We start from the raw sequence: 15,165 nt of genomic DNA on the forward strand, positions 1-15,165 counted from the left end.
TTATAACATATTCTTTTTCGCAACTATTACGGGCAATATACAGAAAATTGTTAGTCTTTCTATTTTTTTACTGACTCTTCTCGTAAGGCACGACGGAGAATTTTACCGACTTGTGTCTTAGGTAATTGCTCACGGAATTCAACATTTCTTGGAACTTTATAAGATGCCATATTTTGCTTACAATAGTGAATAACATCTTCCTCAGTAAGTGATTGACCAGCCTTTAAAACGACAAAAGCCTTTACATCCTCTCCACGGTAAGCATCAGGAACTCCAATGACAACGGCTTCTTGAATAGCAGGATGCTCATAAAGCACTTCTTCGATATCTCGAGGATAAATATTGAAACCGCTCGCAATAATTAAATCCTTTTTACGATCAACGATATATAAATAACCATCTTCATCCACTCTTGCTAAATCCCCAGTATATAGCCAGCCATCTCTTAATGTATTGGCTGTTTCTTCGGGCATATTCCAGTAACCCTTCATAATCTGCGGGCCTTTAATAATCACTTCACCTAATTCCCCAACTGGAACTTCTTCTAAACCACTGGCCACATCTACAATTTTATATTCTGTAGATGGCATCCCAATGCCAACACTTCCTGGCTTACGGTCTGCAAAAGGCGGGTTGCAATGTGTGGTTGGAGACGCTTCGGAAAGTCCATAACCTTCCAAAATCTTTGCCCCTGTTTTTCTTTCAAATTCACGGAGAAGTTCTACCGGCATAGGTGCACTGCCGCTATTACAGGTTTTTATACTATTCAATCCGTACTCCTCTGCACGTGGATGATTGGTAATAGCCACATACATGGTTGGAACCCCTGGGAAAGTAGTAGGCTGTTCATGTTTGATTGTATTTAATACTTCCTCTAAATCAAAACGTGGAAGCATAATCGATTCCCCGCCAGTAAAAATGGTTAGGTTCATACAGGCTGTCATTCCAAATACATGGAAAAGAGGAATAACTGTTAAACAGCGTTCTTTTCCTAATTCAAACTCATGTTTGAAAAATTCATAGGATTGAAGCACGTTTGCCACAATGTTTCGGTGGGTTAACATCGCTCCCTTTGACCTTCCGGTTGTGCCGCCTGTATATTGAAGGACAGCGATATCATGCTCCAATTCAATCTTTACAGGAGTTACCTTTCCGTTTCCAGTTGCTACGAATTGTTCAAAGCTGCAATCTGGAGTGAAATCTTGTCCAGATGGCTGCAGGCTGACGACAATGATATTCTTTAAACTAGTCCGTTGCTGAACACTTTTTACTCGAGGATACAACGCATCCATGACTACGATGGTTTCTGCTCCAGAGTCATTCAGGATATATTCAAGCTCTCGCTCTACACTCATAGGATTTACTTGAGTCACAATTGCCCCAGCACCTAGCGTGCCATAATAAGAAATGACATATTGCGGGCAGTTCGGAAGCATTAGTGCCACACGGTCCCCCTTTTGAACTTGATTTTGCTGAAGAGCAGAAGTAAACCCTTGAGATAGTCCTAATAATTGCTGATAGGTTATTTTTCTTCCAAAGAAGGATAGTGCATTATTTGTAGGATATTTTGCGGTCGTTTCTTGTAGTATTTCTACTAGATTTGTTTCAGGAGTTGAGATTGTTGATGAAATCGAGTCAGGATATTGTGCCATACCAATTTTCTTTCCAGCCATTATTTTCCCTCCAAATTCTCACTTAAGGTTAAAAAAACAAGACCCCCAACATCAACGGAAATCATTGATATTTTCTTAATTCAAGCTTCGCTATCTGAGCACGGTGCACCTCATCTGGACCGTCTGCAAGTCTTAGTGTTCTAGAGTTCGCCCACATCGCTGCGAGTGGAAAATCATCTGATACACCTGCACCTCCGAAAGCTTGAATCGCTCTGTCTATCACACGTAAAGCCATGTTAGGTGCCACCACTTTGATCATAGCAATCTCTGTTTTCGCCTCTTTGTTTCCAACAGTATCCATCATATATGCTGCCTTTAGTGTCAATAACCTAGCTTGTTCAATTTCTATCCTTGAATCAGCAATCCATTCCTTAATAACCCCTTGGCTTGAAAGTGGTCTTCCAAAAGCTTCAAGTTCTTGAACACGCTTACATAAAAGTTCAAGAGCACGCTCCGCTGCACCAATCGATCTCATACAGTGATGAATTCTTCCAGGTCCTAATCTTCCTTGAGCTATCGCAAATCCTTTACCTTCACCCCACAGAATATTTTCTGCAGGAACTCTAACATTTTCAAAAGAAATTTCAGCGTGCCCATGAGGGGCATGATCATAGCCGAAAACATGCAGCATCCTTTCAATTGTAACCCCCGGGGTATCAAGAGGTACGAGAATCATCGACTGCTGTTCATGATGGTTGGCATTAAAATCTGTTTTCCCCATGACAATCGCTATCTTACATCTAGGATCTCCAGCGCCAGATGACCACCATTTACGTCCATTTATGATATACTCATCGCCATCTCTGACAATGCTTGCTTCAATATTTGTTGCATCAGAAGAAGCTACCGCCGGTTCAGTCATGGAAAAGCAAGAACGTATTTCCCCTGCTAGTAAAGGTTTAAGCCACTTTTCCTTTTGTTCCGCTTTACCATAGCGAACAATTACTTCCATATTGCCAGTATCTGGTGCACTGCAGTTAAACACTTCAGGTCCAATCATGGAGCGCCCCATAATTTCGCAAAGCGGTGCATATTCTAAGTTTGTTAAACCTGCTCCATATTCACTTTCGGGGAGAAATAAGTTCCAGAGACCAGCAGCCTTTGCTTTTCCCTTTAAGTCCTCCATTACCTGAGGAACAGTGCTCCACCTATTTTCCTGCTCGTTTAATTGCAGCTCATACACTTTTTCATTAGGATATACGTTTTGTTCCATGAAGTTTGTCAGCTTTGTCTGTAACTCTTTCACTTTAGCAGAATATAAAAATTCCATCACTTCACCCTCCTCTATACATACTAACCAGTAGGTATGCCACAGCTACTATTATACCTCCAAACATTAAATATTCAAAATTATTTCTAAATATTCTAACAAATAATCACTAATATCTCTTTATACCCATTTTTTGCTTTTTCATTAATTCGTATGATTTTTCTATGATATCGGTGAGTACATCACCTTTATATACTCTGCCTAATCTAAGATTTTCTTGATAGTATTCGACTATTTCGTCCAGTTTGTCAGAGGTTTCTTTTGAAATCCTTACATTTAATTGAATTCTTCCGTTTTCAGCCAAGGGAGACACTCCTATCATTTATATAGCAAACTGCTAGCACTTTGCAGAATTCGTGTTATTACTTGATTATATACTATTATTCTACACTTTTTTTCAATCAAAGATAAAAAAAGAGTTACGCTTGTATGTAAATTCACTGTCAAAACTTTTTAGGTTATTTTCTTACATAAAAATACAAATTTTGCCTCAAATTATCATGAGGGAGGTTTCTGCTATATGAGCTTTACTTGGTTATTCACTTTCTTATTTATGATTCAGCAAATAACGCCTCAAGCTGGTGTGGACATTACAAGAGATGGTAAACTCATTTATACTATAAATAAAGAAGATTACGCTGTTGGGAATCCAAGCTACTTAATTTTGGATACAAAAAAACACAACCAACTCTTAGATCAATTAGAAAAGAAGTTATCCGTATTACCTAAAAATGCAAAATTGGATCCGCATGGTAATATTATTCCTGAACAGGTTGGTTTGAGTATCAATCGACAAGCTTTTACAGAGAGCTTCTATTCCCTTTTTTTCGAACAAAACAAATCAACATTGGAAATACCTATGTATCCTGTCTATCCAAAAGTAGATAGTGAATTACTTTCAGATATCCGCAGTATTCGAATTGGCCGGTACATTACTTCTTTTAATCCCAGAAATAAAAAGCGATCGCACAATATTCAATTGGCAGTCGAAGCAATTAATAATCATGTCGTTTTTCCTGGTGAAACCTTTTCATTTAATTCTGTAGTTGGAAAAAGAACAACTGAGAAGGGATATGAAAAGGCTAAAGTGATTGTTAGGGGTGAATATGCAGAAGACATTGGCGGAGGAATATGTCAGGTTTCTTCAACATTATTTAATGCTGTCGATAGCGCAGGACTGAAAATCGTTCAGCGTTTTTCTCACAGCAGAGTTGTCCCCTATATTCCACCAGGACGTGATGCAACCGTAAGCTGGTATGGTCCTGATTTTGAATTTAAGAATTTGTACAATCAGCCCATTTTAATTCAAGCAAGAACGATTGGGAATCTTTTAGTCATTAAGTTATTTTCCTCCGAGGTAATAGAGTATAAACCTAAGAAAGTTCCATTCCCAACACTTTGAAAAAGTCCGCATGGTATGCGGACTTTTTTTATCGATTTTTATCATTTCTTAGTGCGCTAGCCAATAGCTCTTCTGAGAATTCAGCTAGTGCAGGATTACTCATACCATTTAAGTTAGTTTTTGGGGTAAAGCTTTGGACTACATCTTGAAAGGGCACGGCTATATTATTTCGTTTTCCTCTTGTTAGTCCAAAAACGGCGGCACTGATTCCGACTCCAAGTAATGAGGCCCACATGGCACCCCTGCTCTTTCGTTTCTTTCCAAACAAATTGAAAAACGGCTTAATCATATTTCTCATCCAAAGCACTCCTTTATCTAACATGGGAATGGAAGTAAAAAGACCCTTCCATTAGCTTAATCTTTACCATTAAGATGAGAATATGATTGGAAAACTACTGGTGATTTGTTATTTGTTTACAGAATATACTTTGGTTAGCAAGATGGTTTTATAGCTTCTTTATTCTTACAGGACTCACCATGAGAATGGATAGTAAGATGGTAATGAATGCATTACTGTATAGAAATATTCCCATGCAAGCCATTAACAGCCCGGCTGCCGTTATGGGCAAACCCATAAAATAACCTCTAGTTGGCTTTACATTAAATTTCGCTAACCGTAAAGCCCCCATCGTTGGAAATAGCATAAATGCAATGGTTGTGAAAAATGATGGAGGCTCTAATGAGTAAAATAATAGTGCTGGTGCTACACCGAGACTAACAATATCTGCTAATGAATCCAATTCAACTCCAAATTCACTATTCACCTTCAACCTTCTTGCTAAGCGTCCATCAAAAAGATCAAATATTGCCGATAAGAAGATAAACATGGCTGCCATCTGCAAATATCCATTCATATTGAAGGTAATCGAAAAGACACCCGATAATAAGTTCCCAATGGTAAATAAATTTGGTACTGCTTTAACCAAATGGTTTAACAAGCAGATTCCCCCTTTTTAGACAACAACCTTCCGTTCATTACGATATAGTCTGCACCATTAATACTAATGTGAATCTAATTATAGACAGGTATTATTAGTCCCCTTTCGTCAAAAGATAAAAAGTGAAAGGATGGTTGACTTTAATGGATAAAACATTAGGCTATTTACGTGAAATCTTATCAAATTACAGTGAGCAGCACTCGGAAGGGAAACAATTATATCGGAAATTATCTGAAGGAAGATATTCTACTGAAGGGGATTTTGTGAGACAGTTAAGTCAAAAGGAGATTGCCTTTTTAAATGAAATGCTCCCTCAAGAAATTAATTATGCAAAGGAAGAGCAGGATGAAAAAAGGGCTCATGAATTAAATGAAGTATTCGAATTGCTATTTTAGACTTTTGCTACATAAAAATGAGATGTTAGTTGGGAACTAACATCTCTACATTGGGAAATAAATAAACGAGTCTGCGGTTATTTCCTAGGTAAGCGCATACAATGACAAAAAACGAGGTTCACCAAGCGCAAATTCATCACCAAACGACAGAATGTGAGTTGTTTTTAAGGGATTTCCTTGAATCGACAATCCCTCAAATTTCAAGGATATTATTCCTCTTTTTAATATTGAAATAGCCACAAAAAAAACTACCCTATGGCAGTTTTCCTAATGAATATCTCGTTTCTTAAACCTGCCTCCGCGAACTTCGGCAATATCAGCAACAGCGAGGAATGCGTTTTCATCACTTTCAGTAACAATTTCCTTCAGCTTTGCTTCCTCAAGTCGGTTGATTACACAGAAAATAACCTTCTTGTGATCTCCTGAATAAGCACCCTCTCCATTAATATAGGTAACGCCACGACCAAGGCGATTCATAATGGCCTCACCAATTTCTTTTGAATTGTCGCTAATAATCCAAACCGATTTGGACTCGTCTAAGCCAGTGATGGTAATATCAATTGTTTTATAGGCAACAAAATAAGCAATTAGTGAATACATGGCTCGATCCCAGGAGAATACAAAGCCTGCGCTTCCAAGGATAAATAAATTAAAAAACATAATAATTTCACCAACAGAAAATGGAAGCTTTTTATTAAATAAAATAGCGAGAATTTCCGTTCCATCCAAGGAACCTCCATAGCGGATGACCATACCTACCCCGATTCCGAGAACGATTCCGCCGAAAACGGTTGCAAGCAGGATATCTTGAGTAAAGGCAGGTACTGGATGAAGTAATGTAGTACCAATTGAAAGAATGATGATTCCATAAAGGGTGGATAATGCGAAGGTTTTTCCTATTTGTTTATAACCGATAAAGAAAAATGGAATGTTAAGAATAAAGATAAAAATACCGAGTTTCCAACCTGTTAAATAAGAGAGCATGATTGAAATTCCTACAATGCCTCCATCAATAACATGATTAGGAACGAGAAAAATTTCTAATCCTACAGCCATTAAAGCTGCCCCGATTGTAATGAGCATGATTCTTTGAATGATTTTTCTGGATGTTAATCCTTTGTGTTGAACTTTCTCCATTAGCACTTTCTGTTGTTCGTTAAGGTTTACATTTGAAATTCCTGTCATTATCTTGCCCCTTTCGTATAGACTTGTGATTCCATTATATCAGTTTATTTATAGTTTTTTGAATTTTTATGCACTTTATTTCCCAGATTTTCTTAGTGAAATTCTAAGATTATATTTTAAAAAGTCAAAATAAAGAAGCCGCCTCCATTGAGACAGCTTCTTGGGAATATTAACCTCTTAGGGGACCCAACCATGACATCAGCCAAAATGTTCTTTCCTCTTCCTTTTAGTCATTTTACGATCTAATGGAAGGTTGGAGATTTAGCCGATGGGTGTTGTTCCGTTGAAGGAATTAATTCACATGGAATTTAATGGAATTCAAATCCCTTTAAAGAAACAAATTTACCGGTACTACCAATTGACTCATTATCCTTTTATTTGGATTGGTTTCTTGGCAATATAAGATTTGGATTGGTTGAAGGTTTAGATAATAATATGAACAAAGATTCTTCATTCATTTATATCATTATCTCCTTACTACTCCTTACTTTTTAGGTGAGCTTCTTTATCAAATTTAAGGACCAAACAGTGGACTGCACCCATTTGTTTTAGTTATTGTTTTCTAGATTCTTTCTATACTTCATTACTTTAGGTTTCTTCGCAAAGGAAGCTCCATCATAATATTAAGAAAGATCTTTTTTGGTTTGAGATTTTTATCTACGTACTTGATACATAGGTAGATAAACTATCTTTACTCCCAAATTTACAATAACTTGTGTACCATCATTTGAAAAGATGATTTCCTCTTTCACTAAATAGTAAGTTTCGTTCGTCTTGCACCTTTCCAATTCAATTTACATCGCTCCACCAACCAAACTTTGCAAAGGGAAAACCTTTACTACTCGTTCACGAACGGAACGAACACGGATGGTTGAGTCTCCTAAGAAGTTAATTTGTATATCTTCTTTACACTTATAGTATATCACCTTAAATCTCTTCCTAACACACTCCATTGTGGCAAATTGGTGAACTTTTCAAAATTACTAGACTATTAAAATTACTCTATTAAACCAATCTACTCACTGTTTAGCCCACCTTGTAAAAGTAATACATTTAGGGAAGATTACCATTATAACTATGTATTGAAAGGATGTCTTCCAATGTTTGATTCCATAAAAAAACATGCTAAACCCTTCGAATCCATTAATGATCTTGATCCCTTGATAGAGGCTATTGGTGACTCAAAGTATGTCCTTCTCGGTGAGTCATCACATGGGACTGCAGAGTTTTATACAATTCGCGCTGAGCTTACGAAAAGATTAATCAAAGAAAAGGGCTTCTCCATTATTGCTGTTGAAGGAGATTGGCCTTCCTGCCAATCCGTCAATCGATATATAAAAAACATTGGGTCACAAACAACCGATGCCAGAGAGGCTCTTCGCAGCTTTAATCGTTGGCCAACATGGATGTGGGCCAATCAGGAAATCATTGAATTAATTGAGTGGTTAAAAGACTTTAATCAACAAACTAAACGAAAGAGCAAAGTGGGGTTTTACGGATTAGATGTCTATAGTCTATGGGAGAGTATGGATGAAATTATAAAATACTTAGAAAGTACCGGTAACTCTGGACTTAAACAGGCTAGAAATGCGTTTAACTGTTTTGAACCCTTTAACCGAAATAATGAATCCTATGCTGTCTCAGCGGGTTATTTATCTGAGGACTGCATGAAGGAGGCCCTCGGACTTCTAACTACGATACAAAAGAACAAGTGGAAATATGATGATGAAGAAGAAAACAGCTTAAATATGGAGGTTAATGCACTCGTTACTGTTAATGCTGAAGAATATTACCGGACCATGGTTACTAATGATTCGAAATCTTGGAACGTGAGAGACATACACATGGTAGAAGCTTTGAATGCGGTAATGAAGTATTACGGTGATGGTGCAAAAGTAATCATCTGGGAACACAATACACATGTAGGAGATGCTCGGGCAACCGATATGAAAGATGCAGGGATGGTAAATGTTGGTCAGTTAATTAGGCAGCAGAATTATCCTGAAGATGTCTATATTGTTGGCTTTGGAACAAACAAAGGTACAGTAATCGCCTCGACTGAGTGGGGAGTTGATTTCCGCATCACGAATGTTCCCTCCGCTCAAACTGGCAGCTGGGAAAACTTGCTTCACAAGGTGGGGCCTGTTAACCAATACCTTTTATTCAATAATGAAAATCGTGAAGAATTTAATAAATCAATTGGTCACCGTGCAATTGGTGTTGTTTATCACCCTGAACATGAGCAATATGGAAACTACGTGCCTTCTGTCATGAGCAGCCGCTACGATGGATTTATCTTTGTTGATGAAACGCATGCTCTACATCCGCTAGAAATGGAAAGTTTTATTTATTAAAACGTACTATCTTCACATCACATAAATTATGAAAAATTACACATAATACTGCGTGTAATTTATTTTTGAAAAAGAAAGAAGGCACACAAAAACATGACAGTCGGGACACAAGTTAAACAAGCTTTAGCGGGATTAAAAAGTGCACAAGCAAGCTTCGAAACCTTTGCTTTAGCAACGGATAATCAGAATGCAAAAAAACTCTATCAGGATGCGGCACAGAAAACTCAATCTGTCCTAGATAGTCTTGAACCACGGCTTCAAGAAATTTTAGCTGAAGAACCTCAATATAACCAATAATAATGATTGAAGGGTTGGCTCCCTAGCCAACTCTTTTCCTTAGGATTTATGAAAGGAAGTAGGATTATGACTATTGCAGCAAGTGTTAAGCAATGCCTAGCCAATATGAAAGGAATTGAAGCACAGTTATCCTCTCTAGCCTTAAATTCTAATGATAAAGGTGCTCAAGAAGTCTTCCATACTACCATGGAAACCATAGCTTCCGTTAAAAAGGATTTACAGACTCGTGTTTTGGAGCTTGAACGACTTGAACCACAATATAAAGGTTAATTTGGAGGTGAATGAATATGCCTAGTTGGTTTGATATTATCATTCGTTCCTTTGTCTTCTTAGCTCTATTATTTTTCATGACAAAAATATTAGGAAAGAAGCAAATCTCTGAGCTTTCTTTTTTTGAATATGTTTCAGGGATTACAATCGGAAGTATTGCAGGTGAGGCCATAACTGGTCTTGAAAAAAATATTTTTCAAGGAATGACTGCTATTATTATCTTTAGCCTTGCAACTCTCTTCGCTGACATTTTAGCATTAAAGAGTAAATCCTTCCGGGACTTCATTGAAGGTAGAGGGACCGTATTTATTAAGGATGGGAAGGTACTCGAGGAGAATTTAAAGAAGGAAAAATACTCCATTGATGAATTATCTGCCCTTCTTAGGCAAAAAGATATTTACCGTGTAGCAGACGTTGAATTTGCAGTGCTGGAGCCTAGAGGTACCTTAAGTGCCTTATTGAAAAAAGAAAATCGTCCATTGACACCTAAAGATTTACAAATGAAGGTCCCTATCGAAAAAGAACCACAAACAGTAATCATGGACGGAAACATTTTGGATGAAGCATTGAGGTCTGCAGGAAAAAGCAGAGGATGGTTAGAAACGGAATTAGAAAAGCTTCAACTAACCCTCGATAATGTATTTATTGGACAAGTGGATTCATACGGCGAATTAACTGTAGACATCTATGATGACAAAATACAAGTCCCCTCTCCTACTCAGCGCCCTCTTTTATTAGCCTCACTAAAAAAGGCACAGGCTGATTTAGAAATATTTTCTCTCGAAACAGAAGACGAGGCATCAAAAGCTATGTATATGAAAAACGCAAAACTCCTTCAGGAAACAATTGATAAACTAACACCCTATCTTACAAGTTAAAGCCACCTGAGCCTAATCGAAACTAAATTAGGCTCTATTCGTTTTATGCACTGACTTTTTTTCCATCAGGGAAATCACCTTTATGCGACACGTAGCTATGAAGCACCATTCCAGCCATGACAAGAATCATTCCAGTCCAAGAAAGTGTAGATGGAAATGCAGCTTTCAAGAGGATGAGCTCCCCTATTAAGGCAAATAAAACCTCCATGGACTGTGTAGCTTCTACATTTCCCAGCTTTTGCATATTTCCTCGTACAAGATCGGTTGCTTGGAAAAATAAAATGGTCGCAATTACACCAGAGGTAATCGCAACAAGGCCAGATTGAATACTTTGACCACCACTTGGTAGACCAACCGTAAACAAACCATAAATCGCTAGTATAATCCAGAACGGCATACTGGCGAGTGTCATTCCTAAAACACGTTGAAAAACATCGAGCCTTCCCCCACAAACATCCATCATCTTTCTGTTCCCTAATGGATAAGCAAATGATGCGATAATGACAGGTACCACTCCTAATAAAACATCGATTGGTGTGAGAGAACTTGCTTGCTCTATTTGCATTAATATAATACCAAGCAAGATAATTAATGACATAGCCATACCTTTGAATGGTATTCTGCCTTTTATCAGGATTGGGCCTTTTTTAGTCAAAACAGTTTCAAAAAACAACGGGGCTAATAACGATCCAGAGATAATAGTTATTTGCCAGGTAGAAGCGATTAACCAGCCAGGTGCATAGGCAGCGGAGAAACAAATTGGTCCGTAAAATAGACCAAAGCCCACAAAGCTCCACAAGAGCCAAGCACGGGGATTATTTTTCATCTCTACTAATAATGGCTTTAGATTTTTTCTCCCGTAAACAAGAAGCAATAGTGGAGGAACCATGAAGAAATATCGAAGTGAAGCACTCCATATCCAGCTCCCTCCATCTAACTCCATGGAACGGTTAATTATAAACGTAAAGGCAAAAAAGAAGGCAGCTAATATGCCTAATACAATCAGTCGCATTACCAATATTCCCCTTTAAAATTCATTTCCTTCCAATGAAAATTGTTCACTCCAATGGATGCATTTTTTATTATATCAAATATCTGAATTATTTGTAATTTCTTAAGAGAGCATAAGACGAAAAAATGACGCATAAATTATTTCGTCGTTCAAAAAAACACGAAACTTCTTGAGAACCTAACCGTATAAATTGAATGGCAACTAAAATTTGGGTGAGTGAGGTTGATAGCATGTTTGGAAAAGTAGCAGCGGATCTATTAGGGTTAAGTGATGTTGGATCTGTTATTAAACCAGAAAATTATGATAAGGTTGATTCCGATGATTATGTTATGCACGAGGATGACGAAAGAATTTACTTCTTAATTAAATCAAAATCGGATGAATATTGCTTCACAAATAATGCCCTTATTCATCTTGATGGAACAAGTGCTACAAGTAAAAAAAGGATGCTTTATCGTTATAGTTACGCAACAAATAAAATATCCGATGTGATGCTTGAGACTGCTGGTACAGTCGACCTTGATATTGAAATTAAATTTAAAATCGGCTCACAGCCATTTTCGATTGATGTTCATAAAAAACATATTGAAGAAGTCAAAGACTTATACAAGGCGCTTATAAAAATTTCAGAAATGACTCATGATAATGAAATTTCGCTTCGTTTCGCAAAGGAAAGTCTTGATATCGCCTCCACTACATTGGGACGTGTTACTAGTACAGATAACAACTTAGTCGTACAATTCAAAATGCTAAATCAAGCTGCATTCCAATGGAAAGAGGAAAGCAAAAAGCAATATAGTGTAAAAGACTTTGGCTTTGTATTTGAAAAATACATTAATAATTAGGTAACAAAAAAACAGACCTATCAAGGTCTGTTTTTTACATGCTATGTGATTAAGCTTTGTTTACGTTAGCTGCTTGAGGTCCACGAGCGCCTTTTTCAACATCAAAAGTTACTGCTTGACCTTCTTCTAGAGTTTTAAAGCCTTCGCCTTGGATTGCTGAAAAGTGTACGAATACATCTTCTCCACCTTCGCGCTCGATGAATCCGAAACCTTTTTCTGCATTAAACCATTTTACTTTACCGTTTTCCATATTTGTTGCCTCCTAGTGTGTAATCCACACATTGTATTACTATTCTTGCTCTTTAAAGATCCAGGCGAAAAGCTGTGACTTATTCTTCCCTTTACTACCGAACAAAAATAATTCTACATAATCATACCAGAGAAAGAAAAATTAAGCAAGTTCTCGTCCATTACTACCTGAATAAACACCTGATAGAATGGTCAAGTTATTAAAAATGTCACTAGGAGCATTCCCCTAGTGACACAAATAAGAACTTAAGCTTTCTTTTCTAATTCCCAGTCATATAAATCTTCAATTTGGCAATTTAATTCTTTGGAAATCGTCATGGCTGTACTTAGATTCATCACTTTCTTTGACATATAGCCATTAAGCTGGTCTAAAGGAATGTGTGTGTTCTTTTCCAAACCTTCCAGATTCATACTGTTTTTTGATAATAGGGCTTTGAGGTTACTCTTTTTCGCTTTATAAGTTGACAAAATGACACCTCACTTTTTAAATAGTGTAACACAATGGAAATATAAATGAAAGGAATCACATCTCAAGCCACTGTTTCCAACTGGTTAAAGTCACTTAAAAAGCTTCATTAGACAGTTACAGGCGATGATAGTAAAAGTGTGTTATAATTAAATTTGATGAAAAAAAGGGGTGTTGATTTGAGAAACTCAAATAACAGGTTCAATAGTGGGCAAACTGTGAAACTAAAGGACACTGGCGAAGAAGTTACTATTCTAAAATGGCAATATGTGAAAAATATGAAAAGATATTCATACATCGTGAAAGAGCATCCTGGAACATTTTTTTTCGAAGAAGAATTTCAAACTCAATAATGAATGGAAAAAGACCAAATCCATGGGATTGGTCTTCTTTTATTTATTTTCTTGTCTAGCTACAGCGCTTAGGGGCTGTAGCTTTTCTTTTTAAAATTCTGCGTTACCTGTTGTTCTTGGGAATGGAATGACGTCGCGAATGTTTGACATTCCAGTTAGATACATGATTAAGCGTTCAAAGCCTAGACCGTAGCCTGAGTGTTTTGTACCGCCATATTTTCTTAATTCCAGGTACCACCAATAATCTTCTTCATTCATACCTAAGTCATTAATTTTTCCAGCAAGAATATCCTCACGCTCTTCACGCTGGCTGCCTCCGATTAACTCGCCGATTCCTGGTACTAGTAAATCAGTTGCCGCAACAGTTTTATTATCTTCATTCAGCCTCATATAGAATGCTTTAATTTCCTTCGGATAATCTGTAACAAAAACAGGTTTTTTGAACACTTTTTCGCATAGATAACGTTCATGCTCTGTTTGTAAGTCGAGTCCCCATTCAACTGGGTATGCAAAGGTTTCACCTGACTCCATTAGAATGTTAATCGCCTCTGTATAAGTCACACGTCCAAAACTTGAGGTATACGAATTGTTAAGGCGATCTAATAAGCCTTTTTCAATAAAGCTGTTAAAGAAGTTCATTTCCTCCGGCGCTTGTTCAAGAACATATCCAATTACATACTTAACCATTTCTTCAGCAAGGTCCATAATATCTGGAAGCTCCGCAAACGCCAATTCCGGTTCAATCATCCAGAACTCAGCTGCGTGTCTTGCTGTATTAGAATTCTCAGCTCTAAAAGTAGGACCAAACGTATAAACATTGCGGAATGCTAAAGCAAAAGCCTCTGCAGATAATTGTCCGCTTACAGTCAGGTTCGTTTCTTTATTAAAGAAATCCTTTGACAAATCAGTTTTTCCCTCTTCATTTTTAGGAGGGTTATCGATGTCTAAAGTGGTAACTCGGAACATTTCACCTGCACCCTCTGTATCACTTCCTGTGATGATTGGTGAATGAACATACACAAACCCTTTGTCTTGGAAGAATTTGTGAATCGCATAAGAAGCTAAAGACCTAACACGAAAAACAGCTGAAAAAGTATTGGTGCGTGGTCTTAAATGAGAAATGGTTCTTAAGTATTCAAAGGAATGTTTTTTCTTTTGTAAAGGATAATCGCTATTTGAAAGTCCTTCGATGGAAATATTCGTTGCTTTGATCTCAAAGGGCTGTTTTGCTTGTGGAGTATGTATGAAATCACCTTCTACTCTAATAGATGAACTTATTGGGAGCTTTGCTATCTCCTTAAAGTTCTCTAATTGCTCATCAAATACGATTTGAACACCCTTAAAAAAGCTGCCATCATTCAATTCAATGAAACCAAAGGTTTTTGAATCACGAATCGTGCGAATCCAACCAGATAACTCTACCTTCTGGTCAATAAAACTTTCTGTATTTCTGTACAAATCCTTAATTAAGGCTTGTTTCATTTTTTACAACCTCCAACTCTTATGTAAAAATAAAAATCCTTCCGTCACAAGGGACTAGAAGGTAATTTTCCACAGTATCATTGTTTCTTATATCCC

At 37.2% G+C, this 15,165-nt stretch carries 18 protein-coding genes; 7 read left to right on the forward strand and 11 right to left on the reverse strand.

Annotated elements, in window-relative coordinates; all coding sequences use genetic code 11:
• Positions 1-59 precede the first annotated feature (59 nt).
• From M3189_RS14685 to M3189_RS14695, 3 genes are all read right to left on the reverse strand, one after another.
• Positions 60-1,673, reverse strand: a complete 1,614-nt coding sequence (locus M3189_RS14685) for a long-chain-fatty-acid--CoA ligase (RefSeq protein ID WP_251634830.1) — start codon at positions 1,671-1,673, stop codon at positions 60-62.
• Positions 1,674-1,734: 61 nt separating this feature from the next.
• Positions 1,735-2,943 (reverse strand): acyl-CoA dehydrogenase, encoded by a 1,209-nt coding sequence (locus tag M3189_RS14690; protein ID WP_251634831.1) that lies wholly within the window; start codon positions 2,941-2,943, stop codon positions 1,735-1,737.
• A gap of 109 nt (positions 2,944-3,052) precedes the next feature.
• A complete protein-coding gene (locus tag M3189_RS14695) occupies positions 3,053-3,247 on the reverse strand; it encodes a hypothetical protein (protein ID WP_251634832.1) in 195 nt (64 codons plus the stop codon).
• A gap of 216 nt (positions 3,248-3,463) precedes the next feature.
• Here M3189_RS14695 and M3189_RS14700 point away from each other — a divergent pair, with 216 nt between their 5' ends.
• Positions 3,464-4,345, forward strand: coding sequence for a VanW family protein (locus M3189_RS14700; protein WP_251634837.1), 882 nt, complete (start codon positions 3,464-3,466; stop codon positions 4,343-4,345).
• A gap of 28 nt (positions 4,346-4,373) precedes the next feature.
• Here M3189_RS14700 and M3189_RS14705 read toward each other — a convergent pair whose 3' ends face one another.
• Positions 4,374-4,643 (reverse strand): hypothetical protein, encoded by a 270-nt coding sequence (locus M3189_RS14705; protein WP_251634838.1) that lies wholly within the window; start codon positions 4,641-4,643, stop codon positions 4,374-4,376.
• A 148-nt stretch (positions 4,644-4,791) separates the two neighbouring features.
• Positions 4,792-5,283, reverse strand: a complete 492-nt coding sequence (gene pssA / locus M3189_RS14710) for a CDP-diacylglycerol--serine O-phosphatidyltransferase (RefSeq protein ID WP_251634840.1) — start codon at positions 5,281-5,283, stop codon at positions 4,792-4,794.
• A gap of 143 nt (positions 5,284-5,426) precedes the next feature.
• Here pssA and M3189_RS14715 point away from each other — a divergent pair, with 143 nt between their 5' ends.
• Positions 5,427-5,678 (forward strand): sigma-G-dependent sporulation-specific acid-soluble spore protein CsgA, encoded by a 252-nt coding sequence (locus M3189_RS14715; protein WP_251634841.1) that lies wholly within the window; start codon positions 5,427-5,429, stop codon positions 5,676-5,678.
• Between the two features lie 267 nt (positions 5,679-5,945).
• Here the strand turns inward: M3189_RS14715 and M3189_RS14720 are convergent, their stop codons facing one another.
• Entirely contained in the window at positions 5,946-6,815 is an 870-nt protein-coding gene (locus tag M3189_RS14720) for a YitT family protein (protein ID WP_435368094.1), read from the reverse strand.
• Between the two features lie 842 nt (positions 6,816-7,657).
• Positions 7,658-7,789: a hypothetical protein gene (locus M3189_RS26960; protein WP_285889678.1), complete on the reverse strand. Its 132-nt coding sequence runs from the start codon at positions 7,787-7,789 to the stop codon at positions 7,658-7,660.
• A 174-nt stretch (positions 7,790-7,963) separates the two neighbouring features.
• On the opposite strand from M3189_RS26960, the gene M3189_RS14725 reads away from it, so the two are divergent.
• From M3189_RS14725 to M3189_RS14740, 4 genes are all read left to right on the forward strand, one after another.
• The gene (locus tag M3189_RS14725) at positions 7,964-9,217 is read left to right on the forward strand and encodes an erythromycin esterase family protein (RefSeq protein ID WP_251634843.1); all 1,254 of its coding nucleotides are present in this window, start codon (positions 7,964-7,966) and stop codon (positions 9,215-9,217) included.
• Between the two features lie 93 nt (positions 9,218-9,310).
• Positions 9,311-9,514 carry a DUF1657 domain-containing protein gene (locus tag M3189_RS14730; RefSeq protein WP_251634844.1) on the forward strand — a complete coding sequence of 68 codons (204 nt, stop codon included), beginning with the start codon at positions 9,311-9,313 and terminating at the stop codon, positions 9,512-9,514.
• A gap of 66 nt (positions 9,515-9,580) precedes the next feature.
• Positions 9,581-9,784, forward strand: coding sequence for a DUF1657 domain-containing protein (locus M3189_RS14735; protein WP_251634845.1), 204 nt, complete (start codon positions 9,581-9,583; stop codon positions 9,782-9,784).
• A gap of 17 nt (positions 9,785-9,801) precedes the next feature.
• Complete coding sequence (locus tag M3189_RS14740; protein WP_251634846.1) at positions 9,802-10,662, forward strand: DUF421 domain-containing protein; 861 nt, start codon at positions 9,802-9,804, stop codon at positions 10,660-10,662.
• A gap of 43 nt (positions 10,663-10,705) precedes the next feature.
• Here M3189_RS14740 and M3189_RS14745 read toward each other — a convergent pair whose 3' ends face one another.
• Positions 10,706-11,674 (reverse strand): DMT family transporter, encoded by a 969-nt coding sequence (locus M3189_RS14745; protein WP_251634847.1) that lies wholly within the window; start codon positions 11,672-11,674, stop codon positions 10,706-10,708.
• Positions 11,675-11,904: 230 nt separating this feature from the next.
• Here M3189_RS14745 and M3189_RS14750 point away from each other — a divergent pair, with 230 nt between their 5' ends.
• Positions 11,905-12,519 carry a PH domain-containing protein gene (locus tag M3189_RS14750; protein WP_251635558.1) on the forward strand — a complete coding sequence of 205 codons (615 nt, stop codon included), beginning with the start codon at positions 11,905-11,907 and terminating at the stop codon, positions 12,517-12,519.
• Between the two features lie 49 nt (positions 12,520-12,568).
• Here M3189_RS14750 and M3189_RS14755 read toward each other — a convergent pair whose 3' ends face one another.
• The 3 genes from M3189_RS14755 to asnS form a co-directional block, all read right to left on the reverse strand.
• Entirely contained in the window at positions 12,569-12,769 is a 201-nt protein-coding gene (locus M3189_RS14755; protein ID WP_045523885.1) for a cold-shock protein, read from the reverse strand.
• Between the two features lie 245 nt (positions 12,770-13,014).
• Positions 13,015-13,236, reverse strand: a complete 222-nt coding sequence (locus M3189_RS14760) for a helix-turn-helix domain-containing protein (protein WP_095251123.1) — start codon at positions 13,234-13,236, stop codon at positions 13,015-13,017.
• 441 nt (positions 13,237-13,677) lie between these two features.
• Positions 13,678-15,069 (reverse strand): asparagine--tRNA ligase, encoded by a 1,392-nt coding sequence (asnS, locus tag M3189_RS14770; RefSeq protein ID WP_251634848.1) that lies wholly within the window; start codon positions 15,067-15,069, stop codon positions 13,678-13,680.
• Positions 15,070-15,165: the final 96 nt, after the last annotated feature.

Source organism: Neobacillus niacini (assembly GCF_023715415.1).
GTDB lineage: Bacteria > Bacillota > Bacilli > Bacillales > Cytobacillaceae > Neobacillus > Neobacillus niacini_C.

What these genes read in the sequence shown, in the direction of transcription:
- M3189_RS14750 (WP_251635558.1), top strand. Translation starts at nt 11,905, where the DNA reads ATGTTTGGAAAAGTAGCAGCGGATCTATTAGGGTTAAGTGATGTTGGA.
- M3189_RS14700 (WP_251634837.1), top strand. Translation starts at nt 3,464, where the DNA reads ATGAGCTTTACTTGGTTATTCACTTTCTTATTTATGATTCAGCAAATA.
- M3189_RS14745 (WP_251634847.1), bottom strand. Translation starts at nt 11,674, where the DNA reads ATGCGACTGATTGTATTAGGCATATTAGCTGCCTTCTTTTTTGCCTTT.
- M3189_RS14735 (WP_251634845.1), top strand. Translation starts at nt 9,581, where the DNA reads ATGACTATTGCAGCAAGTGTTAAGCAATGCCTAGCCAATATGAAAGGA.
- asnS (WP_251634848.1), bottom strand. Translation starts at nt 15,069, where the DNA reads ATGAAACAAGCCTTAATTAAGGATTTGTACAGAAATACAGAAAGTTTT.
- M3189_RS14705 (WP_251634838.1), bottom strand. Translation starts at nt 4,643, where the DNA reads ATGAGAAATATGATTAAGCCGTTTTTCAATTTGTTTGGAAAGAAACGA.
- M3189_RS14730 (WP_251634844.1), top strand. Translation starts at nt 9,311, where the DNA reads ATGACAGTCGGGACACAAGTTAAACAAGCTTTAGCGGGATTAAAAAGT.
- M3189_RS14685 (WP_251634830.1), bottom strand. Translation starts at nt 1,673, where the DNA reads ATGGCTGGAAAGAAAATTGGTATGGCACAATATCCTGACTCGATTTCA.
- M3189_RS14690 (WP_251634831.1), bottom strand. Translation starts at nt 2,943, where the DNA reads ATGGAATTTTTATATTCTGCTAAAGTGAAAGAGTTACAGACAAAGCTG.
- M3189_RS14740 (WP_251634846.1), top strand. Translation starts at nt 9,802, where the DNA reads ATGCCTAGTTGGTTTGATATTATCATTCGTTCCTTTGTCTTCTTAGCT.
- M3189_RS14755 (WP_045523885.1), bottom strand. Translation starts at nt 12,769, where the DNA reads ATGGAAAACGGTAAAGTAAAATGGTTTAATGCAGAAAAAGGTTTCGGA.
- M3189_RS14720 (WP_435368094.1), bottom strand. Translation starts at nt 6,815, where the DNA reads ATGGAGAAAGTTCAACACAAAGGATTAACATCCAGAAAAATCATTCAA.
- M3189_RS14715 (WP_251634841.1), top strand. Translation starts at nt 5,427, where the DNA reads ATGGATAAAACATTAGGCTATTTACGTGAAATCTTATCAAATTACAGT.
- M3189_RS14725 (WP_251634843.1), top strand. Translation starts at nt 7,964, where the DNA reads ATGTTTGATTCCATAAAAAAACATGCTAAACCCTTCGAATCCATTAAT.